This is a genomic window from Gelidimonas denitrificans (assembly GCF_055694065.1).
This window is the reverse complement of record NZ_CM146350.1, coordinates 1,813,752-1,839,548: the sequence shown is the minus strand read 5'-3', so window position 1 is coordinate 1,839,548 and position 25,797 is coordinate 1,813,752. Positions and strand designations below refer to the sequence as shown.

The following is a 25,797-nucleotide window of genomic DNA, read 5'->3' as shown; positions in this document are numbered from 1 at the left end:
TTTTTGAGTTTGTATCGGTAGTAGTGCCGATTTCCCAGTAAATTTTCATTTAGCGCTGCAGAACAAAAGAAAGAATAAATATGTTCGGACGTTTAATGCCTACCGAAGGCAAGTTTTTTGATTTGTTTTGTCAGCATGCCGATCTGTGCGTGCAGGGCGCGCAAGAAATGGTCGCGTTGATGACAAATTTTGATGACATTGATAAGCGTGCACATGCTATCGAGGCCCTTGAAAAACAGGCAGACAAGGTGACCCATGAAACTATTGATCTGCTTCATAAAACTTTCATTACACCGCTTGATCGTGACGATATTCATCAATTGATCACGCGTATGGACGATATCCTCGACTTGCTTGAGGATGCAGCGCAGACAGTCTCACTGTATGACATCAAGGCCATTACGCCCGAGGCGAAACGGTTGGCGGAGCTATGCCTGGAGTGCACCGAGAAAGTTAAAGTTGCAGTTTCCCTGTTGCATAACATGGATAACTCGGAAAAAATGCTATCAATCTGCGAGGAAATCGATCGTCTGGAATCGGATGCGGATCATGTGATGCGTGCCGCCATGTCGAAACTGTTTCGTGATGAACCCGACGTGCGCAATCTGATCAAGTTAAAAGCTATTTACGAAATTCTCGAAACAGTCACAGACCGTTGTGAGGATGTTGCGAATATTATTGAGGGCATCATAGTAGAGAATGCGTAACGTTCTTAAGCTAATTCCAAGTATGACAAGTCGGGTTTGGCATCTAGCCTGATTTTGGCGCTTGAAGGCCGCGCGGTGTCACAAATCCCCAACAATAATTTGCTCTCCCGATGCACTCTTTGTGCGTGCATCAAAATGTTAAACGGATTCCATGCATACACTTCAAATCAGCATGTATGTGCTCGCCTTACTGATCGCACTGGCGTTGTTGTTCGACTTCATGAATGGTTTTCATGATGCTGCAAACGCCATTGCTACGGTCGTATCAACGGGAGTCCTGAAGCCGCAAACTGCGGTGGCAATGGCAGCCTTGTTCAACTTTGTTGCAATTCTCATCTTTCAGCTGAAAGTGGCGTCGACGGTTGGCAAGGGCACTATTGACCCGCAGGTGATTGATCAGTATGTGGTTTTCGGCGCGCTGATCGGCGCAATTTGCTGGAATTTCCTGACCTGGTATTACGGCATTCCTTCATCATCGTCCCATGCCTTAATTGGCGGCCTGATTGGTGCCGCAGTGGCAAAATCGGGAACGGACTCGCTGATGATGGCCGGTTTGCTGAAAATCATAGCTTTCATCGTATTGTCACCCTTGCTGGGCTTCATTTTTGGTTCAATCATGATGCTGCTGGTTTCATGGCTATTCGTACGATCAACGCCGCGCCGGGTGGATAAATGGTTTCGTCGCATGCAATTGTTTTCGGCATCGATGTACAGCCTCGGGCACGGTGGCAATGATGCGCAAAAAACCATGGGGGTCATCTGGATGCTGCTGATTGCTTCCGGATCTCTTGGAGCGCATGACCCTTTGCCGCTTTGGGTCATCATCTCTTGTTATAGCGCAATTAGTTTCGGTACCCTGTTCGGCGGTTGGCGCATCGTCAAAACGATGGGGCAGCGCATCACAAAACTCAAACCGGTTGGCGGTTTTTGCGCTGAAACCGGCGGCGCGATGACACTGTTCTTGGCAACTGCACTGGGAGTTCCCGTCTCGACCACACATACTATTACCGGTGCGATTGTCGGGGTTGGTTCAGTGCAAAAAATGTCAGCCGTACGCTGGGGCGTGGCTGGTAATATTGTGTGGGCATGGATTTTCACGATTCCCGCATCTGCTTTCGTTGCTGCCATTGCCTGGTGGATAGGCACGAAGATTCTATAAATTATTGTGCAAAAAAAACCCACCGAATTAATTCGGTGGGTTTTTTTTGTTTAGTACAACAAAACGAATGCTATAGCACCTCGCTTGCGTGATCTGCCAAACGTGAACGTTCGCCACGCGCCAGCGTTACATGACCGCTGTGGTCCCACCCCTTGAATCGATCAACAACATAGGTCAGACCGCTGGAGCCTTCAGTCAGGTAAGGGGTATCGATTTGCGCGATATTGCCGAGGCAGATGATCTTGGTGCCGGGGCCGGCGCGCGTAATCAATGTTTTCAATTGCTTAGGCGTCAGATTTTGTGCTTCGTCGATGATCAAAAACTTGTTGACGAAAGTGCGGCCGCGCATGAAATTGAGCGACTTTATCTTGATGCGCGAGCGTATCAAATCTTGCGTCGCTGCCCGGCCCCAGTCGCCGGCATCGGTATCTGATTTGTTCAGGACTTCAAGATTGTCGTCGAATGCGCCCATCCATGGCGACATTTTTTCCTCTTCGGTACCCGGCAAGAATCCGATGTCTTCGCCTACCGGCACGGTCACCCGGGTCACGATAATTTCGTTGTAGAGCTTGGTTTCGAGTACTTGTGCCAATCCGGATGCAAGTGCCAGCAAGGTTTTTCCGGTGCCAGCCTGGCCCAGCAGGGTGACGAAATCACATTCAGGATCCATTAACAGATTGAGTGCAAAATTCTGCTCGCGATTGCGTGATGTAATTCCCCATACGCTGTTTTTAACGTGCCCATAGTCGCGTAGAGTTTGCAGCACGGCTGTTTTTCCATTGATTTGCCGGACATGGGCATACAAAGGCGTTTCACCGTTTTGGGGTTCCAGATAAACAAATTGATTGAGAAGAAATGACGGCACTATTGGCCCGGTGATGCGGTAGAAAGTGGTGCCTGTGCCGTTCTTGTTCTCCTGCCATGACTCCATGTTCTTGCTGTGCTTGTCCCAAAAATCGTCGGGCAGCTGCAATATCCCTGAGTAGAGCAGGTCGGTGTCTTCCATGACATGGTCATTGAAGTAGTCTTCTGCCGGCAAACCCATCGCACGCGCCTTGATACGCATGTTGATGTCTTTCGAGACGAGCACAATGGCGCGGCCAGGCTGTTGCGCTTCCAGCGCACGTACCACAGCGAGAATCTGGTTATCCGCCTTGCCGACCGGCAGTCCTTCCGGCAAGGTTGCGATTTGCAGCTTGGTCTGAAAGAACAGGCGACCCTTAGCTTCCTTGTTGCCAAGTTTGGCCAGTGGAATGCCATCTTCAATCGCATTGTCAGGAGTGTTCGCTACCAGCGCATCGAGTGAACGTGACACTTGGCGTGCGTTGCGGGCGACTTCTGACATGCCCTTTTTATGATCGTCCAGTTCTTCCAGCGTCATCATCGGCAGATAGACGTCATGTTCCTCGAAACGGAACAACGATGCCGGATCATGCATCAGGACATTGGTGTCCAGCACAAAGAGTTTATGCACGCCAGCTTTGTCGGCAGCACGGCTGGTACTTGATTTCAGGTGACGCTCGATCGGTTTTGCTTGCAACAAGGCTGCTTTTGCTGCGGGGGTGGTCTTGCTACGGATGGTGCGTGCTTGCGGTGTTGCCGTCGCAGCTGCAGTCACAGTTGCCGTTTCAACTTTAGACCGGGCCTGTTTTGTCTGCTCTGGCGCGGCTTCAATCGGTGCCAGTATCACTTGCTTTATCAGTTGCGGCGCAGCTTCAACAGGTGCCAGTATCGGCTTGATGAATTTGCCTTTGGCCGCTTTCGGATAGTCTGTCGGTGACAGTATTGTGGCGGGCTTGTTTGGCATTTTTGGCAGTGGCATCAGAACCTCAAATTAAAAATGTTTGAAAAGAATCCATACACCAGCTTGCAAGCGGTTGCGGGAAAAATGGTAGATTTGATGCTAAATCGTGAAGTAAAAAAGCCGTCTGGGATGGAGGCATGTCCGATCCACAAACGGCTTCCTGCAAAAATATATTGTGATTCAATGGTTGTTCTGATCAAGAAAGATTTTTCGTGAATTCCAGTACTTCATCAACGTGCCCAGCGACTTTTACTCCACGCCATTCTTTCACTAATTGGCCGGTTGCGTCAATCAGGAAGGTACTGCGTTCGATGCCGCGGACGGTTTTGCCATACATGCTTTTCATTTTCATTACACCGAAAAGCGTGCAAATCGCTTCATCCGGATCGGAGATAAGTTCGAATGGCATGTCCAGTTTAGCCTTGAAACCTTCATGCGAGCGAATGCTGTCTCTGCTCAGGCCAAAAATTTCGGTATTAGCTTGCTGGAATTCTGTGAAAAGATCGCGAAAGGCGATGCTTTCGGTGGTGCAACCCGGCGTGTTGTCTTTGGGATAAAAGAATAATACGACGTTCTTGCCTTTGTATTCGGAGAGTCTGAATGTTTTTTCACTGGTCATCGCTGCGGTAAGCTCCGGCAACTTCTGACCCATTTCGACGCAACTGTCTGCCAAGGTATGCTCCTGTATCGTTGTTTGATTATGGCATTACGCCAATCTGCTCATGTTTTCGTTTATTTGCTCTATGGCATGGCGCGCAACGGCTGGCGCGCATGTATCAAATAAATCTTACCGCCTGAATTAAATGCCTGGAACGATTAATTGGCCTGAGCGTCCTGGCAACTCAGCCCAGTTGAGCGGATGCGTTGGTAACCTCATGCCTTTAATTTTTCGATGCAATTGCGCCATCGATATGCATTTATAACCTTGCTTCTGCCAGCCCAGTAGCAACTGTTCCAAAATGGGGGCAAATTTCTGACCTTCAAGTTCAGCGTGCAAAGTGTAGACATGGTCCCGCGGCGATTGCGTCAATTTGAATAGTGTATCGGCAATATTTGACAGTGTAATGACTTCACCGTTTATGGTTCGCCCCAGCATTTCATCCAGCGTCGGCAGCGTGGTCGGCATCTGGATGCAGGACAGCGTTTTGCCCGAGATTTGTAGCCTGTATGGTCCTGTATTGGGGTCAATGAGCGCGCCGGATTCGCTCAACATGGCCCGAGTGTCGGATGCATAGGCAATGCCGAATGCATCGAGTTGCACGAACGCACATTCATTCATTTGCCAGCCAGCTGCACCGTGGGTTTGCGGTTTCTGGCCGAAAATGGTTCTGAAGCGCTCGCACGACTGCAACATTTGACGTTGTGTCCAGGCGACGCTAGCAGCGCGCACATTATCTTGCCAGAGCACATGATCCCAGGTGTGAATACCGCATTCGAAGCCGGCATCCTGCACTGCACGCATTTCTGCAGCGCACTCCAGGCCAATGTCGGGTGCCGGTAGCAATACGCCGTACATCAGTGTTTTCAACCCGTAGTGTTCGACCACTGAAGTGCGCGATACCTTCTTGACGAAACCGGGCCGAAACGCCCGGCGCAGCGCCCAACCGGTATGATCCGGGCCGAGCGAGAACAGGAAGGTTGCATCGGCATTGTGCTTTTTCAGCAGGCGCACCAAATTTGGTACGCCTTCCCGGGTGCCACGGTAAGTGTCAACGTCGATTTTTAAGGTGATGGAAGGCAAGGCGGTCTGCAATTGATTAATCCATCAATGCGCGGGCTTGCGCGACCTGGCCGCGATATGCATCAAAGATGCTACGTAGCGCATCGGCCATGGTGGTGGTCGGCTGCCAGTCCAGTTCTTCACAGGTATTGGTAATTTTCGGCACCCGGTTCTGCACGTCCTGGTAGCCTGCGCCGTAATAGGCTCCGGCGGTGGTTTCGAGCAACTGCACCTGTTTGACGGATTCTGCATATTCCGGATATTCGGTCGCCAGCGTCAACATCATGTTGGCCAGATCGCGAATCGAATAATTGTTCAGCGGATTGCCGATATTGTAAATTTTGCCGCTGGCAACGCCATTTTCATTGGCGATGATTTTCATCAGGGCATCGATACCGTCGCCCACGTGCGTGAAAGCGCGTTTCTGTGACCCGCCGTCTACCAGTGAAATATTTTCACCGCGCACGATGTGGCCAAAGAATTGGGTTACTACGCGCGACGAGCCTTCTTTTGGCGTATGAATCGAATCAAGGCCGGCACCGATCCAGTTGAATGGGCGGAACAGCGTGAAATTCAAGCCTTCCATGCCGTAGCCCCAGATCACACGGTCCATCAATTGCTTGGAACAGGAGTAAATCCAGCGCGGCTTGTTGATCGGGCCACAAATTAGCTCTGAGTTTTCCGGATCGAATTCTTCGTCGTGGCACATGCCATACACTTCAGACGTGGATGGAAACACCAGATGTTTGCCGTATTTTGCGGCAGATCGCACGATCGGCAGGTTTGCTTCGAAATCGAGTTCGAATACGCGCAGAGGTTGCTTGACGTAAGTCGCTGGCGTGGCGATGGCGACCAAAGGCAGGATCACATCGCATTTCTTGACGTGGTATTCGACCCATTCCTTGTTGATCGTGATATCGCCTTCAAAAAAATGCATGCGCGACTTGTATTCCGGATTTTCGATCAGATCCGCGATGCGGTCCGTCATCATGTCCATGCCGTAGACGTGCCAGTCGGTGGTTTCCAGAATGCGTTTGGACAGATGGTGGCCAATAAAGCCGTTGACGCCGAGAATGAGAATTTTTTTCATTGTTTACTCTAATTTTTTATTGATTTACAAGGAATGCCTGGAGCTCTTGTGGTGAGATGGCTTTGCCTTCGCACAATAGCGCGTGGATGTTTAGCGTGCGGCCATCGCCGCAAACGCCCAGAATGGCATTATCCTCCACCGCCAAGCCTGGCGGAAAATCCGCTCGGGCCAGGGTACCCAGGCGGGCGCTGCCGATAACAAAATTCTTGCCTTGGATTTCAGTGAAGGCGCCCGGGTAGGGCGGTGCGACTGCCCGATGCAGGTTGTAGATTGCCTGTGCCGGTTGTGACCAGTCGATGCGGCCATCTTCCGGTTTGCGTCCGCCGAAATAGCTGCCTTGCGACAGGTCGTTTGGCAATTGTGGTGCATTGCCTGCCAAAAGCGCCGGCAATGCATTCCAGAGCGTTTGCTCGGCAGCGACTGTTAGCTTGCCGAATACGTCATAGGCGGTGTCGTCCGGCAGGATGGGTACCGCCGTTTGCGCGATGATGGCGCCGGCATCCGGTTTTGCGGCCATTTGGTGCAAAGTGGCGCCGGTTTCGGTTTCGCCGTGCAGCACGGCCCAGTTGACTGGTACGCGACCACGGTATTTTGGCAGCAGCGAGCCGTGCATATTGTAGGCACCATATCTGGCGAGTGCCAGCAGGGCGACCGGTAGCATATGGCGGTAATAAAAGCTGAAAATGAAATCGGGCTGCAGCGCCTGTATCCGTGCGAATAATGCGGGCGAATTCGGATCGTCCGGCCTTACGCAGGCAATCCCATGTTCGCGGCAGAGCGCAGCGACCGATTCGAACCAGATGGTTTCAGCCGGATTATCTTCATGGCTGACCACCAGCGCTACATTCACTCCGCGCGCCAGCAATACTTTCAGGCAGCGCACGCCGACGTTGTGATAGGCGAAAACCACCGCTTTCATGATTGCTCCGGGATGGCGGACGATTCTTTTTTCCCCAGGCGCCGTTCGATGAAAGGCGGTTCCTGCAGCACGGTTTTAACCACGTATTGCGGTCTGCCGCGCACTTGCTGGAAGATGCGCCCGACATATTCGCCGAGCAAGCCGATGCCAAACAAGACCACGCCCAACATGAAAAATACGATGGCAAACAGGGTGAATACACCTTCGGCTTCCGCGCCCAGCAAGAAGCGGCGCACCAGCAACAGCAGCACCAGCAGGCCCGAGGCGGCGGACAGGATCATGCCGACCATCGAGAACAATTGCAAAGGCACCAGCGAAAATCCGGTCATCAGGTCAAAATTCAGACGGATCAGGCTGTACAGCGAATACTTGGATTCGCCTGCCACGCGCTCTTCGTGTTCGACTACGATTTCGGTCGGTTTTCGGGCAAAAGTGTATGCCAGCGCCGGCACGAAGGTATTGACTTCGCTGCACTGGTTGATCAGGTCGATTACGTTGCGGCCGTAGGCGCGCAACATATTGCCCTGGTCGGTGATCTTGATGTGGGTAATTTTTTCGCGCAGGCGGTTCATGGCCTTGGAGGCATAGGTGCGCCACGCAGCGTCTTGCCGGATGCGGCGAATCGAACCGACGTAGTCGTACCCTTCGCGCATCTTGGCGACCAGATTGCCGATTTCTTCCGGTGGATTTTGCAGGTCGGCGTCGAGCGTAACGGTGATTTCACCGCGGGATGCCTCGAAGCCGGCCAGAATCGCCATGTGCTGACCATAATTCCCGTTTAGCAGCACGACTCTGGTGACGTCGGGGCGCAGCCGGAACTGGTCGGCCAGCAGCGCCGGCGAATTGTCGCGGCTGCCATCGTTGACGAAAATGATTTCATAGCACAGACCCAGCGCATCCAGCGCCGGGTAAAGCCGCGCATACAGCTTGGACAAGCCTGCTTCTTCGTTGTATATCGGGATGACGACGGAAAGTTCTGGTTTCATTTTTTTGCATGCGCCCCAGCAGCCACTCAAAGCAAAAAGGAGTTGTATCGCTTCCTTTGTGTCCTTTTGCGGCTGGTTATTATTTTTAGTGAATGAGTACGGATTTGACCGCTGCTACGGTGCGCTCGACATCCGCTTCCGTTAGCGCGTAAAACATCGGCAACGATACAGTCTGGCGGCCGATCCGCTCTGCTACCGGGAACATGCCGGGGCCGAAGCCGCGTTCGCGGTAGAGCGTAAATAGATGGATCGGCGCGTAATGGAAGCCGATGCCGATATTGTGCAGCTTCATTTTTGCCATGAATTCGGCCCGGATAACATGGTCGGGCAAGATGATCTGGAACAGGTGCCAGTTGGTATTGCTAAAGTCTGCCAGCGGCAATTGAGCACCGGTTTTGGCTTCAAAATCGGGGCCGAAACTGGCGAAATACCGTTTCGCCAGCGTGTGGCGATGCGCGGTGATGGCATCCAAATGGGCAAACTGGCCCAGCCCAATGGCGGCCGCGATATCGGTCATATTGTATTTGCCGCCCAGCACATCGACATCGATGCCATCCATACCGCTGCGGGTGACGCCTTGCAACCGGTATTTTTCAGCCAACTGCGCTTCTTCGACATTGTTCAGCACCAGGCAGCCGCCTTCGGCTGTGGTGATGTTTTTATTCGCCTGAAAACTGAACGACACCAAGTCGCCGAAGGAGCCGATCGGCTGGCCTTTCCAGCGCGAACCGAGGGCTTGCGCGGCGTCTTCCACTACCCGCAAATTATGTTTTTTGGCAATCGCGTACAAGCGATCCATATCGACCGGCAAGCCGGACAGGAAGACCGGAATAATCGCCTTGGTGCGGGGCGTGATGGCGGCTTCGAGTTTATCCAGATCGATGTTGCGGGTAATCGGATCGATATCGGCAAAGACCGGAGTGGCGCCGACTTCGATGATGACATTGGCGGTGGCGACCCAGGAGATCGGCGTCGTGATCACTTCGTCGCCGGGCCCGATACCGGCGACGCGCAGCGCGATTTCCATGGTGCAGGTGCCGGAGTTGAAAGTGCGCACCGGGCGGCCGCCAAAATAGGCCGACAGCGCGGCTTCGAAAGCCTGAACTTTTGGTCCGCTGGTGAGCCAGCCGGAACGCAGCACTTCACCGACCGCGGCAATCGTCGCTTCATCAATGCTGGGCCTGGAAAAAGGCAGAAAGGGCAGGGCAGTGTTATCGGTCATGTTGTCGGCATCAGAAAAGGGTGATTCGCTCGTTTACTTGGCTATTTACTTACCTACATTAGGTGAAGGTAGGCTGGCGATATTAGAGTACTACATTATGTATAATTTAGTGTCGCAATTAATATATGCGGAATATGCGGTATTTTTTTGCATACTCCCATGATTTGTCTATCAGCTGCGGGTCAGCAATATCACGCCGACGATGATGACGCCAATTGCCAGGATGCGCTGTGCCGACACCATTTCGCCCAGGAAATACCATGCGCCAATCGCATTGATGATATAGCCCAGCGATAATAATGGGTAGGCGATGGTGACATCCACCCGCGACAAGCCGATGATCCAGACCACCACGGAGATAACGTAGCAAGTCAGTCCGGCAACGATCGGCAGTTGCGTGGCCAGCTTGATTGCGGTGGCAAACCAGTTTTCCGCCGTCAGGTGAATCGCGCCGACCGCATTGGTGCCTGCCTTGAGCAGCAATTGCGCCACGGCGTTGAGGCAAATGCCGACGAAGATAAAGCCGAAAGTAGGTAGATTCATAGTGATAAGTTCATTTTTTTACGTCGCTTGCGATGACAATCCGGCGCCCATCCCGAGCGATGATGCGCATTGGCACCCCGCGCTTTTGCAGTTCGCCATAGATTGTCGGTGAAGTAACGGCAATGGCTTTCGGGCCATTTGTCCATTGTTGGATAAATGCTGCGCGGGTGGGCAACCACAGCTGCGGCTGCTGCGCCAGCCCGAACTCCAGCTCGTCCGGATTTTCCACCATGACCATGGTGCGGCGCAGATAGAACAGCAGCGAATGATCCAGTCGTCCAACCGTATACAGCGTCGTGGCAGGCGTACTTTCCGCGTTGATGGCAGCCACCAGCGGCCGCCCGGACGCGTAATTGCCGAACGGATCATGGCCGAGCGTCAGTATTTGCCCGCCGGCAAAGCCGCACAAGGCCAGGATGGTCGCAGCCAATTCCCCACGTCCGCGCTGCGCCAGAAAGAATGCGCCGATGCCGCCGATCAGGGCCACGATGGCAGCAGCAGTCACCCATGGCTGGTAAGCCAGGTACAACGGGATTTCAAGCGGCACATCCGACATTTTTCCAATACGCTGCACGAAAAACAGGCCGACCGCACCGATGACAACCATCAAGCCGGACGCCAGCATCCAGTGTTTGCGGCCGGCACTATCCCAGTAAGCGGCAATCAGCAAGGCCAGCGCCGGAAAAATCGGCAGAATGTAGGACGGCAGTTTCGAGCCTGAAATACTGAAAAAGAAAAAGATGAAAGCGGCCCATATCAGCAGCATGCGTTTCGGTTTGAAAATAGTGCCCGGTGCCGCGCGCCAACTGTGAAATAAGCTTTGCAACAGAATTCCCAGCCATGGCGTGATGCCGAGCAGCAGCAAGGGGATGAAGTAATACCAGGGGCCGGCGCGATGATGTACTTCGCTGGTGAAGCGCTGGAAGTGTTCATGGATGAAGAAAAACTGCGGAAACTCCGGATTTCGAATCGACACCAGTACAAACCAGGGCGTCGTAATGGCGAAAAATAGCAGCAGTCCCTTGCCAATATGAATACGTTTCCATATCCCGATGTCATTTGCCACTAGCGCATAAATTACCAGCGCCGCGCCGGGCAAAACCAGCCCGATCAAACCTTTCGAGAGTACCGCCAGCGCCATGCCGGCCCAGCAGGCCAGCATCCAGTTGCGCCGCTCGCGCTCGCCGGCGCTATCGCGTTGCGCGATCAACAAGCTGCACAGCGCCAGTGTCATCATGCCGGACAAGCCCATATCCAGCGTATTGATATGCCCCAGCGCCGCCCACAAAAAACTCGATCCCAGCACCAGCGCCGCCAAATAGCCGACCCGTGCATTGAAAACGCTGCGCCCAGCCTGATACGTCAGCAAGATGCCGAGAAAACCGCACAAGCCGGTCCAGAAACGCGCCTGCCATTCGCCCATGCCGAACAGCGTGAAAGTCAGCGCGTTCATCCAGGTTTGCAGCGGTGGCTTTTCGAAGTATTTGATGCCGTTCAAGCGGGTGGTGATCCAGTCGCCGCTGGTGACCATCTCGCGCGCCATCTCGGCATAGCGGCCTTCGTCGGTGGGTACTAGCGTGCGCAAGTCCAGTGCGTAAAACCAGCACAGGGTGAAAATAAGAAATAGCGCCCAGACGAAAGGCTGGGATTTGTACAAATCGCGCATGTCGCTCATGTCATTCAGTCAGGTTGAGGCTGGAATGGTATCGTTGGCGTTGGTCGCGGCAGGCTCGATGATCAGCGCCAGCGCGACTTTGCGACCCTCCGACATCAGGATGTTGTAGGTGCGACAGGCCGCCTGGTTATCCATGCATTCGACCCCGGTGCGGTGCGCCGTCAGCACGGCTGTCAGCTTCGGATGCACGAAGCGTTGCCGCTGGCCAGTGCCCAGGATCACCACATCGGGATTCTGGGCGTCGATCTGCATGAAATGTTCGGCGGTAAGTGCCTCAAAACAATCGACCGGCCATGCAACCGGGGCGATTTCCGGCATCACTAACAGACTGTGTGTAAAGTACTTGGCGTTGATTTCTATGCCAGCGTCATCGTACGCGGTGACGGTCTGGTATTGTTGTGTGGAAGTAATTTGGAGCTTCATGGTGTGATTGTCAGGTCAGTCAAATCAATGAGGACAGTGCGTCAGAGCAGGATATTTGTGCGCTTTGCAGACGATGGGAGCGCAACAAAGTTGGCATTGTAGCTTTTTTCTTTGCCAATCTCGGCTGCAATGGGTGTTTTTGATTGATAAAACACGATCCATTCGGCAGAATAGGCTTTTCGGCGTTGCAACAAAATGCGCCCTATCGTGTATCAAAACAACAAGGAAGTGTAGCTGTGCGACCGATTCAGAAATCGAAAAAATTAGCAGACGTCTGTTATGACATCCGCGGGCCCGTGCTGGAAAAAGCGCGCCAGATGGAAGACGAAGGCCACCGGATCATCAAGCTCAATATCGGCAATCTGGCCGTATTCGGCTTCGATCCGCCGGATGAGATCGTCCAGGACATGATTCGCAATCTGCATCAAGCCGCCGGCTATACCGACTCCAAAGGCATGTTTGCGCCACGCAAATCGATCATGCATTACACCCAGGAGAAAGAAATCGCCGGTGTCGCCATCGACGACATCTATCTCGGTAACGGTGCCTCCGAACTGATCGTGATGAGCATGAACGCCTTGCTCGATAGCGGCGACGAAGTGCTGGTGCCAGCGCCCGATTACCCGCTCTGGACTGCCGCTGTGAGCCTGTCCGGCGGCAGACCGGTGCATTATATTTGCGATGAAGCCTCCGGTTGGCTGCCCGACATCGAAGACATCAAGAAGAAAATTACGCCGCACACCAAGGCGATTGTCGTCATCAATCCGAATAATCCGACCGGAGCGCTGTATCCGGTTGAAATACTGCAACAGCTGGTTGAAGTTGCTCGACAGAATCAATTGATCGTGTTCGCCGATGAAATTTACGACAAGACCTTGTACGACGGCGAAACCCATACTTCCATCGCCTCGCTGGCCGACGATGTTTTGTTCATCACTTTCAACGGCTTGTCGAAAAATTATCGCTCCTGCGGCTACCGCGCCGGCTGGATGGCGGTGTCGGGCGAGAAACGTCATGCCAGGGATTACATCGTAGGCCTGGACATGCTGGCCTCGATGCGTCTGTGCTCGAATACGCCGGGCCAGTTTGCGATTCAGACCGCGCTGGGTGGTTATCAGAGCATCAACGATCTGGTTGCACCCAATGGGCGTTTGACCAAGCAGCGCGATCTGGCGCACCGTTTGCTGACTGACATTCCCGGCGTCACCTGCGTCAAGCCCAAAGCAGCGTTATATATGTTCCCGCGACTGGACCCGAAGATGTATCCGATTGCCGATGATCAAAACTTCGCCCAGGAGTTGCTGATCGAAGAGAAAGTCCTGATCGTGCAGGGAACCGGCTTCAACTGGATCGCGCCGGACCATTTCCGGGTTGTGTTCCTGCCCAATGCAGATGATCTGACCGATGCAATGGGCCGGATCGCCCGCTTTCTCGGCGGTTATCGCAAACGGCACGGTACTGCTTAACTCCTTTTTATACTCAGCGGGTTGGCCTGGAAAATCCATAATTTTCCAGCCGACCTGCCCGCATTTAGTCACCTCATCACCAGTGAAATTATGAAACCAATCAAAGTAGGTTTATTGGGCATCGGAACCGTGGGTTCCGGCACATTCAACGTCTTGAAGCGCAACCAGGAAGAGATCATGCGCCGCGCCGGTCGCGTTATTGAGATCACGATGGTGGCTGACCTGAATACCGAACGCGCCAGAGAACTGACCGGCGGCGCATGTGAAGTAGTGAGCGACGCCAACCTGGTCATCAATAACCCAGACATCGACATCGTCATCGAATTGATCGGCGGCTGCGGCATCGCCAAAGATTTGGTGTTGAAGGCAATCGCCAACGGCAAGCACGTTGTGACTGCCAACAAAGCCTTGCTGGCGCTGCATGGCGATGCAATTTTCCAGGCCGCGCAAGAGAAGGGCGTGATGGTCGCTTTCGAGGCTGCAGTGGCCGGCGGCATTCCGATTATCAAAGCGTTGCGCGAAGGCTTGACCGCCAACCGGATCGAATGGCTGGCCGGCATCATCAACGGCACCACCAACTTCATCCTGTCGGAGATGCGCGACAAGGACCTGGACTTCGATGTGGCCTTGAAGGACGCGCAGCGGCTGGGCTATGCGGAAGCCGACCCGACCTTCGATATCGAAGGCGTCGACGCGGCCCACAAGGTCACGCTGATGGCGTCGATTGCATTCGGTATTCCGGTGCAGTTCACCAAAGCGTATGTCGAAGGCATCACCACACTGCAAGGTATCGATATCCAGTACGCCGAACAACTCGGCTACCGCATCAAGTTGCTGGGGATTGCCAAGCGCATGCCAGACGGGATCGAGTTGCGCGTGCACCCGACCCTGATTCCGGCCAAGTGCCTGATCGCCAACGTCGAAGGCGCGATGAACGCGGTAATGGTGCGGGGCGACGCGGTTGGCCCAACGCTGTATTACGGCAAAGGCGCCGGCGCCGAGCCGACTGCTTCTGCGGTGATTGCCGATCTGGTCGATATTACCCGCCTGGCTACTGCCGACCCCGGGCATCGGGTGCCGCATCTGGCGTTCCAGCCGGACGCGGTTCACAACACGCCGATTCTGCCAGTGAGCGAAATCACGACTTCGTATTATTTGCGCATCCACGTCGCCGATGAAGCCGGCGTGCTGGCCAGCGTCACCAGCATCCTGGCCAACTCCAGAATTTCTGTGGAAGCGATGCTGCAGAAGGAACCGGAGGAAAGCACAACGGAGACTGACATCATCATCCTGACGCACCAGACCCAAGAGAAGTATATCGATGCCGTCATCGCCAGCATCGAAGCCTTGTCGACAGTGCGCGGCAAAGTGGTCAGAATCCGTTCGGAAGAGCTGGCGTAGGTTTTATACTGATTATAGTATGACTAAAAACATGCCATTTTCCGCATATATCTATTGATTTTATAAAATATACCCATTGTTTTTACATTATTTTCTGATTGCGGCGTAATTGCTCGTCGCATTCTGGTTGTGTGTAAAAAATGGGGCGAACGAGTGACTAGCCTTGCCGAGTTCGGTCTCCGCCTGCAGCAATGTCGTACTGCTAGAGTGGCGAGGTTAGGCGTTTAAGCATGTATGCATAAGCTAGTGACTGCAATAATGCGACCGCACTTCCCGCCAATACTTCGCCGATGCGCAATAAGCCGAAATGCAGTTCCTGACTGAGTTCGCTTCCAGAAGCCGCGGCAGACATCACAACCACAACGGTAGCAGGGCCGAGTCGCCAGTTAGAGGGATAGCCTTCCAATAGCATGGCAATCAGTATGGCTGCGGTCAGAGCCAATAGGATTGCAAAAAAGCCCGTGCCAAAGAAGACAAGTGCCAAAGCAGCCGCTACGCTGCCACTAATAGTATTAATCAAACGTGCGTTGAAATTCTCCTTGGCTACTTTGACATCTGGCTCGGTAACGATGATCAACGAGATCATGGCCCAGTATGGATCGGCAATGCCCAGGGCATGTAAGCCAAACCAGAGTATCACCGAGCCAGTGATGATCTTGACGATGTACACCAGCGCATTTTTTCTGAGACTGACGATGTGAAATTCCATTTTGATCTATTTTTGGCCGCAAGCTTTGCGCCCTGACCGAAAAATGGGGTGCGAGTGCCGGCAAGGTTGCATTAGATTTTTGCCTGCAGTTAAAGGCCATCATCTGTCGTGCAGAGAAAATGACGGCCTTATACTCCAGTTTTTTAGCCAATTCGATTTAATTAAAAATCAGATTAGGCAGCCAGAGCGAGATTTGCGGAACATAAGTGATCAGTACCAAGAAGCCCAGCATCGTCAGCAGCCACGGCATGACGGCGATAGTCAACTCGGTGATGCCCATTTTGGCGATTCCGGATGCCACATACAGGTTTAGACCCACCGGCGGATGGCACATGCCGACTTCCATATTGACCACCATGATGATGCCGAAGTGAATCGGATCGATACCGAGCGTCATCGCCACAGGGAACAGGATTGGCGCCATGATCAGAACGATCGACGACGGCTCCATCACGTTACCCGCCAACAGCAGCAGCACGTTGACCACCAGCAGGAAGGAAATCATGCCAAAACCCTTGTCCATGATCCAGGCCGCCATATCCTGCGGGATATGCTCGCTGGTCATCAGGAAAGAGAACAGCACCGCATTGGTGATGATATACAGCAGCATCGCAGACATCGAAGCCGAGTCCAGCAAGACCTTCGGCACTTGCTTCATGCCCATATCCTTGTAGATAAATACGGCGACGATAAACGCATATACCGCTGACACCGCAGCTGCCTCGGTCGGGGTGAACATGCCGGAATAGATGCCGCCCATCACGATCACGATCAGCAGCAGACCCCAGGCGCTTTTGCGAAAGGCCACCAAACGCTCGCTCCAGCTTGCCTTCGGCATGCGCGGATATCCCCGCTTGCGCGCCAAAACCCAGGTAGTCAATCCTAAAAAGAAGGCCAGCAACAAGCCAGGGATCACGCCGGCCATGAACAGTTTGCCCACCGAAGTATTAGTCGAGACCGAGTACATCACCATCACGATCGATGGCGGGATCAGGATGCCCAATGCACCGGATGTCGTGATGACGCCTGCCCCGAAGCCTTTTGGATAACCCTGCTTGACCATGGCCGGCAACATAATCGAGCCGATTGCGACCACGGTGGCAGGTGAAGAGCCGGAAACTGCGGCGAACAATGCACAAGCCGCTACTCCGCCCAAAGCCAGGCCGCCATGCCAGTGGCCGATCATCGACGTGGCGAAATTGATCATGCGCCGCGCCACCCCGCCGTGGGTCAGGAAATTGCCCGCCAGAATGAAGAACGGGATCGCCATGATCTCGAACTTTTCGATACCCGTAAACAGCTTCAAAGCGACCGCTTCGATCGGTATCGAAGTCATCGTGAACAGGAAAGTCAATACCGTCAGGCCGAGCGAAATCGAGATCGGCATGCCGGTCAGCATCAGGCCGAACAGCAGCACAAAGATGATCAGTGCATTCATGCTTTTTCCCCTTTAATCTCTTCTTCCAAACCTTCTACGTGGGTATGGTCGTGTTTTGGCAAATCGCCGGTTTGAATGAAATGCCAGGCCACTTGCAGGAAGCGAAATGCCATCAGGTACGAGCCGAGCGGCACCGCCATATAGACGATCCACATCGGAATTTCCAGCACTTCGGAAACGCTGCTGGTATGGCTTAATTCGTATACGAATTTGGCGCCGAAAGTACCGACTAGACCGGTGAAAGTGGCGCCGGCCAGCAGGCCGAAGATGACGAATTTTTTGCGCCACGGCGTATTCAGCTTGTTGATCAAGACGTCAACGCCGACGTGGATGCCGGTGCGCACGCCATAAGCGGCGCCGAACTTTGCCATCCATACGAACATATAAATGGTCAATTCCTGGGCCCAGCTGGTATTGATGTGGATCAGTACATCCTGGATGCCGAACAGGGTAATGCCGGACGCGTAGCGGTGCAGGACGGCGACAAAGGTGACAATGGTGGCCGCTGCCATCAAGAAGGCGATCAGCCATTCTTCAAGATAATCGAGGAATTTCATGAAATCTCCATGGTTAAACCCGACAGCAATGCAGCTTGCCAGCCGCATTGCTGTCGGGTTCTTTTTTTATTTGAAACCGAGGCTTGAGGATTCTTTCTTAATCGCGCCGATCACGTCCTTGCCGATCCGACTTTCCAGGAGGCTGGGGCGGGAAAAATTTTGCATTCGAATGTCTCATATATTTGTAAGTACAAATCATCTTAAGTCTTTGAATATTGTCCTGTCAAGGACCAAATCCGACCAAATATTTTGTGGCAAACTGTATTCGGTAACGCCCCCATATCGCTGAAATGGCGCCTCGGAACGAGAAGATCGCCAGAGATGTCTTGGTTCATTCCATCTATCCCCGCCCAACAGCTAACGTTCGACTTGATCAATGAGACCCGACACGCGTCCTATGTCAACACAAGACATTACGCTATGAGACCGTAAAGGACAGGATCAAATTATGCTCCGGACAAAATTCTTGACAATGAGATCGTGTAACAATATATTGTCCATACAAATTAATTTAATATTGCGCAATTTAGTGAGTCTCAGCCTCTCACAAATTGCTCCTTGGTTCAAAACATCAAACAGATCGGCGAGTGCCATTTTGCCGCAACCTGGGCCGTTATTACGCAGAGTTCCATGCTGATCGCCGGTCGCGGCCACAACATGGAATACAAAATCCACTACCAAGCAACTGGAGACAGCATGACAAACAATAAAGATAACGATCAGCAGGAATTCGTCGACGCCATAGAAGTCTGGGTCGAAAAGGAACTGCGGCCGGTTGCGCGAAAATTTGATCTGGCCGACGAGTACCCGCAGGATATCGTTGACCAAATGAAGGAATTGGGCCTGTTTGGCGCCACCATCGGTGAGCAATACGGTGGATTGGGACTATCGGCCTGGACTTATGCGCAGATCACCATGAAGGTGGCGTCGGTCTGGATGGCTCCCTCCGGCATCTTCAATTCCCACTTGATCGTGGCCTCGGCCATTGAGCGTAATGGCACCGAGGCGCAGAAGCTGAAGTACCTGCCGATAATGGCAACCGGTGATTTTCGCGGCAGTTTGGGCTTGACCGAGCCCAATGCGGGGTCGGACCTGCAGGCCATACGCACTACTGCCAAACTCGAGGGCGACCACTATGTGGTCAATGGCAACAAGACTTGGATTACCAACAGCATGCACGGCAATTTCACGCTGTTGCTGGTCAAAACTGATCCTCACGCCGATCCGCGCCACAAGGGCATGAGCCTTCTGATCGCCGAAAAAGGCCCTGGCTACAACGTCGTCGGCAAGCTGAAGAAAATGGGCTACCGCGCCATTGATACCTGCGAACTTAACTTCGAAGATTACAAGGTGCCGGTCGATAATCTGCTGGGCGGCATGGAGGGCAAAGGTTTTGCGCAAACTGCAGGAGGGCTGGAACTGGGCCGCATCAACGTCGCATCGCGCGGCGCTGGCATCGGCGAAGGGGCGCTGAAACATTCATTACGCTATGCGCAGGAACGTAGCGCCTTCGGCAAACCGATCTGCCAGCATCAGGCCATTCAGCTTAAATTGGCCGACATGGTGACGCAGGTCGAGGGCGCCAAACACTTGATAGAAACGGCAGCCCGCAAGTACGACCGTGGCGAACGCTGTGATCTGGAAGCCGCTATTGCGAAGCTGGCAGGGTCTGAGGCAGGCGTTTTCTGTGCGCAGGAAGCGATGCGCATTTTTGGCGGCTACAGTTATTCGGTCGAGTACGAGATCGAGCGCTACTATCGCGACTGCATGTTGATGGTCATCGGTGAAGGCAGCAACGAGATCTTGCGACAAGTGATTGCCAAGCAATTGGTGGAACGCTATCGTATTTGAAGCCAGTTGCCGAGCAGCGTCATCCCGCGTGATTAATCACGCGGGATGACGCTGCTCGGACCAAACACCCAGCACGGCTTATTGCTGCGCGTATGCATCACGTTCCAGCTGTTCGCGGTGGTCGGGGTGCGCAATCAATATCATGCGCCGCATCCGTTCCTTCAAGCTTTGGCCGCGCAACTGCGCAACGCCCCATTCGGTGACTATCAGGTCGGCATCGCTGCGCGGTGTCGTCGTGACGCCCCGCGAAAGATTGACGACAATACGACTCAGGCTGCCATTTTTGGTAGTTGAGGGCAGCGCGATGATGGAGCGACCGCCGTCGGAAGCGTTGGCGCCGCGCACAAAATCAAGCTGGCCGCCGATGGCGCCGAGATATTTTCCATTCGCTACTTCGGCGTTGACCTGACCAGTAAGGTCCACTTCAATCGCCGAGTTAATCGCAATGAAGCGCTGCAACTGCGTCAGTATCCGGATGCTATGCGTGTAGCTGGCCGGGCGCAGAATAAGCGCCGGGTTGCGCTCGGCAAAACGGTACAGGCGCTGCGTGCCAAATAGCACTCCGCCCACGCTTACACCGCGATCAATAGCTTTGGATGCGTTGGTAACAGTACCCGATTCGACAAGATCGACGAAGCTATCACCCAGCATTCCAGAATGAATCCCAATATCCCGGTGGTTACGCAATTCGGCCAGAATGGCATCCGGAATCGCGCCCAGCCCAAGCTCCAGCACCGCACTATCAGGGATGAAGGGCGCGGCATGGCGTGCGATGCGACGCTCGGTATCGCCAACCGGCGGGCTTGGCAAGTCCAGCACCGGGCGTGAAGTACGTACCACTGCATCGATACGCAATCCGGAAAGATCTTCGGAACCATAGGTCCACGGCATCTGATCGTTAATCTCGGCAATCACAACGCGCGCACGTCGCGCCGCAGCAATCATGTAATCGTTGGCGATGCCCAGACTCGGTTTTCCGTTCTGGCCTTCAGCGCTGAGATGCAGAAATACGACGTCGCATTTAATTAGACCGTCCGCCAGCAAACTCGGCAGTTGCGAATATTGGGCCGGAATCACGTCGAATACGCCGCCATCAATTAAGCGCCGGTTGTTGCCTATCCCTGAGTAGCCGCAAAACGACAGATGGTCCGCATATTCCGGGCGCACAGTGTGCGAGTACAGTGCGCCGAGAAACACGGAACAGTTGCCGAGCCCCGCGCGCTGTTCTACCAACGCCTCGGATAGAGTCAATGGTTCAGCGGTGCCCTGACTCCACAGAATTGCGTCACCAGGTCGTACGAATTGGGACAAATCAAGAGAGCGTGAATTTAATATCTGGGTCACGAGCACACTCCAGGTTGTAACCGATTTATTGAAAAGCCGCTGCCAGTCTCAGGATGGAAAAGACGGGCAGCGGCCGGTGCAACGGTTTTTTAAGCTCGGTTTCCCACGCTTAGATTGACAAGACTATTAATGGTGACCGACTTCCTTGTAAATCGATTCGAGCAGTGGTTTTCCGATTCTGTCTTCGCTTTGTGTATGCGTTTTTTTCAATGCTTTTTTCCATTCAACGCGTTCAGCTGGCGTGAGTGTAATGATCTGGGTCTTGCCGCTTTTCCTTACGGATTCCAGGCCATCTTGATTTTCCTTTTTCGCAATCGCGTTTGCATAGTCAGTAGTCGTTTTCATTGCAGATTCGAGCTGGGTACGGATGTCAGCAGGCAATCCATCCCAGAATTTCTTGCTGGTCACCACGGCGTAACCGGTGTACCCATGATTGGAAAGCGTCAAGTGACTCTGTACCTCGAAGAATTTAAACTTCCAGAAGATGGCTTCCACATTTTCGCCACCATCGACTAGCCCAGTCTGCATTGCCGAATAAATTTCACTTGCGGCGAGCACCTGAGGGTTGGCGCCGAGCGCACGCATCTGCGAGTCCAGCACTCTGGACGAAAAGATGCGCATCTTGACGCCTTTGAAATCGTTTACCGACCGGAGAGGCTTGTTCGCATTCATTTGCTTGAAACCGCTATCCCAAAAACCTAAGCCTTTGATACCTTTTGGTTCCAGCAATGCCAGCATATTTTTGCCAATTTGCCCTTGCGTTACACGATGGACTTCGTCAAAATTTTCAAACAAAAACGGCAGATCGAACAGCTCATATTCGCGCACTCCCATGGTGCCAAATTTACCTAGGGTCGGTGCTAGCATTTGCACGGAACCTAGCTGCAATGCTTCCAGTTCTTCCTTGTCTTTGTACAGAATGCTATTAGGGTAGAGCTCGACTTTCACCTTGCCACCGGTCTTTTCTTCGGCCGCTTTCTTGAAGTATTCTGCGGCTTTGCCTTTTGGCGAATCCGCCGGCGTGACAAAGCTGAATTTGATAATGATCGGTTGCTGCGCGAACGCCAAAGAACTCGCGGCGAGGGTAGCGATACCAAGCAATTTTGTAAGCAATTTCATTACTGTCTCCATTTTTATAGTGTGTACTGCAGGTCGTTTAAAACTTAATTCATAAGGAAGCGGACGTGAGGATTGCCCGCGCGCGCTCGACCACCGGTCGATCGATCAACTTGCCTTCGAGACGAATGGCGTTTTCACCGCAATTTTTTACAGCTTCGAGAATTTGCTGGGCCGCGAGAATTTCGCTTGGGTTTGGACGGAATCCAGCATTGATCCCGGCAACTTGTTTGGGATGCACGCACAACTTTCCGGAGAAGCCGAGATTGCGGGCGCGCATTACATCCTGCGTCAATGTTTCTGCATTATCGAGATCTACCGTGACACCATCGATGGGCGCCAGTAAACCCGCGACTCGCGACACAATGACCAGTTGCGACCGGGCGAAAAGGAGCTCGTCGCCCTCGCCATTGATAGCGCAATCCAGTTGAAAATCCACCGAGCCAAAAGCCAGCCGTTCTACCTGTGCCGCACGGGCAACGTGTTCCACGTTCCAAAGCCCCAGGGCCGTTTCGATGATCGGAATAACTCGCATTGCAGGGGTGCAACGGGCAACCACCGTATTGATTTGTTCGGCGTTTTCTGCCTTTGGCAGCACCACACCCACCACGCCTGGCGACTGCAATAGTGCGATGTCATCGGCAAACCATTCCGTCTCGGCACCATTAATGCGGATATAAATTTTGCGTTCTGGTGTCAGCCATTGCCTGATATGTTCGCGCGCCGCGACTTTGTCGGCGGGTGCTACGGCGTCTTCCAGATCCACGATTATCGCGTCTGCACCAGAATTGATCGCCTTGTCAAACCGTTCCGGCCGATTGCCCGGGACAAAAAGAAAAGATCTATTACTCATCGTATTTCCTCAATTTTCAGATGTTGGTGATTGATCATCGAACATCAGTGCCGGCCAAATAGCAGCAGGGATACAGCCAGCCCAGATAAATCCTTCAAACGCGAATGTAGTCTAATTAAAACACGTCGTCAATATGTACGTACAAATTTATTTAAATTTTTTATAGGTAATAAATTTAATTTCCATCGGGAAAATAAAGGCAAAATACGTTCTAAATTGTAAATATTTAAATTAAAAATAGGCACTGTATATGGAGTATTCACTTGAGATGGGTGTGTAACGCTTAATTTAATTTGTACGCACATATTGACTTTAATATGTGAGAATATATAATTATCCGTACATTTTAAAGCTAATGAAAATACCATTGCCAAGGAGACGAGACGTGAATGACATGATGACCGGATACAGGATTAGCCCTGCCGATAAGGCGCTCTGCATAAGAGCCAATGAATATGAGCAGTTTTCGACAAGGAGTTTTATCCAATGAAACCACTCGAAGGCCTTCGCGTACTGTCCCTTGAACACTTCGCTGCGGCACCTTATGGCTCGATGTTTCTAGCTGATATGGGCGCTGAAGTCATCAAGATTGAAAATCAGAGCACCGGCGGCGACCCGTCCCGCCATACCGGTCCTTACTTGCTGGGCACGGACGACAGTCTCTATTTCCAGACCTGGAACATGAACAAGCGCAGCGTGGCGATTGATTTGAAATCGCCCGAGGGTCGCGCAGCATTTGAAAAGCTGGTGGCAAGTGCTGATGCCGTAGTCAATAATTTCCGCGGCGATCTGCCAGAGAAGTTGAAAATCGATTACGCCAGCCTGAAGCACATCAAGCCCAGCATAGTGTGCCTGCACATCTCCGCCTATGGCCGCCACAATGAACGTGCGGCACGGCCTGGGTATGATTTTCTGATGCAAGCCGAGGCCGGTTTGATGCACCTGACTGGCGAGCCAGATGGCCCGCCATCGCGCTCCGGCCCTTCGATTGTTGATTATTTGACCGGCATGACCGGCATGGTTGGACTGCTCGCTTGTTTGCGTCGCGCTGACAAAACCGGTCAGGGTTGCGATGTCGATACTTGCTTGTTCGATGTTGCCCTGCATCAACTTGGCTACGCTGGAACCTGGTTTCTGAATGAAGGACATTTGTCGAAGCGGCAGGCGCGCAGCGCGCATTTTTCGGTTGCTCCGGTGCAAACCTATCCAAGCGCCGATGGCTGGATTTACGTTATGTGCATGACGGATAAATTCTGGAATGCGTTGCTCAGTGCGCTGGGCCGTACCGACCTCAATCTGGATCCGCGCTTTACATCAACAGCGGCGCGCGCCATCAACGGCGAGGTGCTGACCGGCATTCTCGACATCGAGTTTCGTAAGCAGCCAAGCGAATACTGGCTGTCTACCCTGAGCCAAGTGCTTCCTGTGGCACCCGTGTTTACGCTGGAGCAAGCGCTGAACAACCCCTTCGTGACTGAAACCGGCATGGTGAGCACCGTGCGGCATCCGCTTAGGGCCGACATGAAAGTGTTGTCCAGCCCGTTGAAATTCGATGGCGTGCGGCCTGAGCAAGTCATGTGCTCGCCACTCGGCGCAGACAACGACGCGCTAGCCGTACCACCGCAGCCAGTACCCCAGTCGACCGGAGCAGCGTCATGAAGCTCGAGGGATTGCGGGTAATCGACCTGTCAGTGTTTTTGCCTGGGCCCTATCTGACCTTGGCGCTGGCGGATCACGGGGCGGAAGTCATCAAGATTGAATCCCCCGGCGAAGGTGATGCCGGACGCCACATCAGCCCGTCCGATGGAGCGCATACCGTGTTCTTTCGGAATCTGAATCGCGGCAAAAAGAGCGTGGTGCTCGATCTAAAAACAGAGGCGGGGCGCGAAACCTTGCTTGGCCTATGCGAGACCGCGGATGTATTCGTCGAATCGTTTCGGCCCGGGGTGATGGAACGGTTGGGTATCGGCTATGCACAAGTGCGCGAGCGCAATCCGGGCATCGTCTATTGCTCGATTAGTGCCTTCGGCCAAAATGGTCCCTACGCGAAGCGGCCGGCGCACGATCTCGCGGTCGAGGCGATCAGTGGATTACTTTCCATGACGCTTGGAGACGATGGTCGTCCGGCGATTCCCGGGATACCGATTGCCGATGTGTTGAGTGGTTTGCAGGGATTGTCCGGGGTACTGATGGCGTTGTTGCGTCGCCAGCAAACTGGACTGGGCGATTATCTCGACATCAGCATGCAGGACGCTGCCGTTGCTGGCACGCTCAATATCCTCGGCCCCGTGTTCGCCGAAGGACGCATGCCCGATCCGAAACACGAGCGCAGCACAGGGGGTTCGGCTTTTTACCATTTATATGAAACCAGCGATGGCAAACATCTGGCGCTAGCGGGTCAGGAACCAAAATTCATACGCACGCTATTAACAGCGCTGGGGCGCCCCGAATTGGTGGATCTGTGCTTGCGCGGCCCCGGTGTGCACCAGCAGCCAGTGGTGGATTTTCTGGCTGCGTCGTTCCTTGGCAAGACTCGCGATGCATGGAATGCCTTGCTAGCAGGAATGGACGTCTGTTACGGCGTCGTCAATACCTTGCCGGAAGCCATCGAAGACGCCAACCTGTTAGCGCGCGGCATGGTACTGCGCGATGCTGCTGGCCGCCCCCATATTGCCAGCGCCATCCATTTCCAGCATGAGCCGTCGATGCCCGTTCTCGACACGCCGACCATCGGCGAGCATACCGAGCAGATCATGCATCGACTGGAATCCGGGCAAAACGGCCTTATTCAACCTGAATCAAAACAATAAAGGA

At 53.3% G+C, this 25,797-nt stretch carries 23 protein-coding genes; 7 read left to right on the top strand and 16 right to left on the bottom strand.

Features of this window, described 5'->3' with window-relative positions; all coding sequences use genetic code 11:
- Positions 1-80 precede the first annotated feature (80 nt).
- Positions 81-707 (top strand): DUF47 domain-containing protein, encoded by a 627-nt coding sequence (locus FKCLFG_RS08605; protein WP_472612682.1) that lies wholly within the window; start codon positions 81-83, stop codon positions 705-707.
- Between the two features lie 151 nt (positions 708-858).
- Complete coding sequence (locus FKCLFG_RS08600) at positions 859-1,866, top strand: inorganic phosphate transporter (protein ID WP_472612681.1); 1,008 nt, start codon at positions 859-861, stop codon at positions 1,864-1,866.
- Between the two features lie 70 nt (positions 1,867-1,936).
- Here the strand turns inward: FKCLFG_RS08600 and FKCLFG_RS08595 are convergent, their stop codons facing one another.
- From FKCLFG_RS08595 to FKCLFG_RS08550, 10 genes are all read right to left on the bottom strand, one after another.
- Complete coding sequence (locus tag FKCLFG_RS08595) at positions 1,937-3,688, bottom strand: PhoH family protein (RefSeq protein ID WP_472612680.1); 1,752 nt, start codon at positions 3,686-3,688, stop codon at positions 1,937-1,939.
- A 178-nt stretch (positions 3,689-3,866) separates the two neighbouring features.
- Positions 3,867-4,322 carry a peroxiredoxin gene (locus FKCLFG_RS08590; protein WP_472615827.1) on the bottom strand — a complete coding sequence of 152 codons (456 nt, stop codon included), beginning with the start codon at positions 4,320-4,322 and terminating at the stop codon, positions 3,867-3,869.
- A gap of 147 nt (positions 4,323-4,469) precedes the next feature.
- On the bottom strand, positions 4,470-5,411 hold the full coding sequence (locus tag FKCLFG_RS08585; RefSeq protein ID WP_472612679.1) for a polysaccharide deacetylase family protein: 942 nt from the start codon (positions 5,409-5,411) through the stop codon (positions 4,470-4,472).
- Between the two features lie 16 nt (positions 5,412-5,427).
- Complete coding sequence (locus FKCLFG_RS08580; protein WP_472612678.1) at positions 5,428-6,480, bottom strand: bifunctional UDP-4-keto-pentose/UDP-xylose synthase; 1,053 nt, start codon at positions 6,478-6,480, stop codon at positions 5,428-5,430.
- Positions 6,481-6,496: 16 nt separating this feature from the next.
- Positions 6,497-7,399 (bottom strand): formyltransferase, encoded by a 903-nt coding sequence (locus tag FKCLFG_RS08575; RefSeq protein ID WP_472612677.1) that lies wholly within the window; start codon positions 7,397-7,399, stop codon positions 6,497-6,499.
- On the bottom strand, positions 7,396-8,385 hold the full coding sequence (locus FKCLFG_RS08570; protein WP_472612676.1) for a glycosyltransferase: 990 nt from the start codon (positions 8,383-8,385) through the stop codon (positions 7,396-7,398). The genes FKCLFG_RS08575 and FKCLFG_RS08570 overlap by 4 nt, the downstream gene beginning before the upstream one ends.
- Before the next feature lie 85 nt (positions 8,386-8,470).
- On the bottom strand, positions 8,471-9,607 hold the full coding sequence (locus tag FKCLFG_RS08565; RefSeq protein ID WP_472612675.1) for a DegT/DnrJ/EryC1/StrS family aminotransferase: 1,137 nt from the start codon (positions 9,605-9,607) through the stop codon (positions 8,471-8,473).
- Between the two features lie 171 nt (positions 9,608-9,778).
- Entirely contained in the window at positions 9,779-10,150 is a 372-nt protein-coding gene (locus tag FKCLFG_RS08560) for an EamA family transporter (RefSeq protein ID WP_472612674.1), read from the bottom strand.
- 10 nt (positions 10,151-10,160) lie between these two features.
- On the bottom strand, positions 10,161-11,816 hold the full coding sequence (locus tag FKCLFG_RS08555) for a glycosyltransferase family 39 protein (RefSeq protein WP_472615826.1): 1,656 nt from the start codon (positions 11,814-11,816) through the stop codon (positions 10,161-10,163).
- Positions 11,817-11,834: 18 nt separating this feature from the next.
- Positions 11,835-12,248: an Mth938-like domain-containing protein gene (locus tag FKCLFG_RS08550; protein WP_472612673.1), complete on the bottom strand. Its 414-nt coding sequence runs from the start codon at positions 12,246-12,248 to the stop codon at positions 11,835-11,837.
- Between the two features lie 236 nt (positions 12,249-12,484).
- Between FKCLFG_RS08550 and FKCLFG_RS08545 the strand changes: the two genes are divergently transcribed.
- The gene (locus tag FKCLFG_RS08545; RefSeq protein ID WP_472612672.1) at positions 12,485-13,714 is read left to right on the top strand and encodes a pyridoxal phosphate-dependent aminotransferase; all 1,230 of its coding nucleotides are present in this window, start codon (positions 12,485-12,487) and stop codon (positions 13,712-13,714) included.
- A gap of 90 nt (positions 13,715-13,804) precedes the next feature.
- Entirely contained in the window at positions 13,805-15,115 is a 1,311-nt protein-coding gene (locus tag FKCLFG_RS08540; RefSeq protein ID WP_472612671.1) for a homoserine dehydrogenase, read from the top strand.
- Positions 15,116-15,317: 202 nt separating this feature from the next.
- Here the strand turns inward: FKCLFG_RS08540 and FKCLFG_RS08535 are convergent, their stop codons facing one another.
- From FKCLFG_RS08535 to FKCLFG_RS08525, 3 genes are all read right to left on the bottom strand, one after another.
- A complete protein-coding gene (locus tag FKCLFG_RS08535; RefSeq protein WP_472612670.1) occupies positions 15,318-15,824 on the bottom strand; it encodes an FUSC family protein in 507 nt (168 codons plus the stop codon).
- A gap of 157 nt (positions 15,825-15,981) precedes the next feature.
- Positions 15,982-17,262 carry a TRAP transporter large permease gene (locus FKCLFG_RS08530; protein ID WP_472612669.1) on the bottom strand — a complete coding sequence of 427 codons (1,281 nt, stop codon included), beginning with the start codon at positions 17,260-17,262 and terminating at the stop codon, positions 15,982-15,984.
- A complete protein-coding gene (locus FKCLFG_RS08525) occupies positions 17,259-17,819 on the bottom strand; it encodes a TRAP transporter small permease (RefSeq protein WP_472612668.1) in 561 nt (186 codons plus the stop codon). The genes FKCLFG_RS08530 and FKCLFG_RS08525 overlap by 4 nt, the downstream gene beginning before the upstream one ends.
- A 696-nt stretch (positions 17,820-18,515) precedes the next feature.
- Between FKCLFG_RS08525 and FKCLFG_RS08520 the strand changes: the two genes are divergently transcribed.
- Entirely contained in the window at positions 18,516-19,670 is a 1,155-nt protein-coding gene (locus FKCLFG_RS08520) for an acyl-CoA dehydrogenase family protein (protein ID WP_472612667.1), read from the top strand.
- A 78-nt stretch (positions 19,671-19,748) separates the two neighbouring features.
- Here FKCLFG_RS08520 and FKCLFG_RS08515 read toward each other — a convergent pair whose 3' ends face one another.
- The 3 genes from FKCLFG_RS08515 to FKCLFG_RS08505 form a co-directional block, all read right to left on the bottom strand.
- Positions 19,749-21,014: an acetyl-CoA hydrolase/transferase family protein gene (locus tag FKCLFG_RS08515; protein ID WP_472612666.1), complete on the bottom strand. Its 1,266-nt coding sequence runs from the start codon at positions 21,012-21,014 to the stop codon at positions 19,749-19,751.
- A 126-nt stretch (positions 21,015-21,140) separates the two neighbouring features.
- Positions 21,141-22,133: a DctP family TRAP transporter solute-binding subunit gene (locus FKCLFG_RS08510; RefSeq protein WP_472615825.1), complete on the bottom strand. Its 993-nt coding sequence runs from the start codon at positions 22,131-22,133 to the stop codon at positions 21,141-21,143.
- Positions 22,134-22,182: 49 nt separating this feature from the next.
- Positions 22,183-22,983: an HpcH/HpaI aldolase/citrate lyase family protein gene (locus tag FKCLFG_RS08505; protein ID WP_472612665.1), complete on the bottom strand. Its 801-nt coding sequence runs from the start codon at positions 22,981-22,983 to the stop codon at positions 22,183-22,185.
- 486 nt (positions 22,984-23,469) lie between these two features.
- On the opposite strand from FKCLFG_RS08505, the gene FKCLFG_RS08500 reads away from it, so the two are divergent.
- On the top strand, positions 23,470-24,642 hold the full coding sequence (locus FKCLFG_RS08500; RefSeq protein WP_472615768.1) for a CaiB/BaiF CoA transferase family protein: 1,173 nt from the start codon (positions 23,470-23,472) through the stop codon (positions 24,640-24,642).
- Positions 24,639-25,793 (top strand): CaiB/BaiF CoA transferase family protein, encoded by a 1,155-nt coding sequence (locus FKCLFG_RS08495; RefSeq protein ID WP_472615767.1) that lies wholly within the window; start codon positions 24,639-24,641, stop codon positions 25,791-25,793. Before FKCLFG_RS08500 ends, FKCLFG_RS08495 begins: the two co-directional genes overlap by 4 nt.
- The last annotated feature ends 4 nt before the right edge of the window (positions 25,794-25,797 follow it).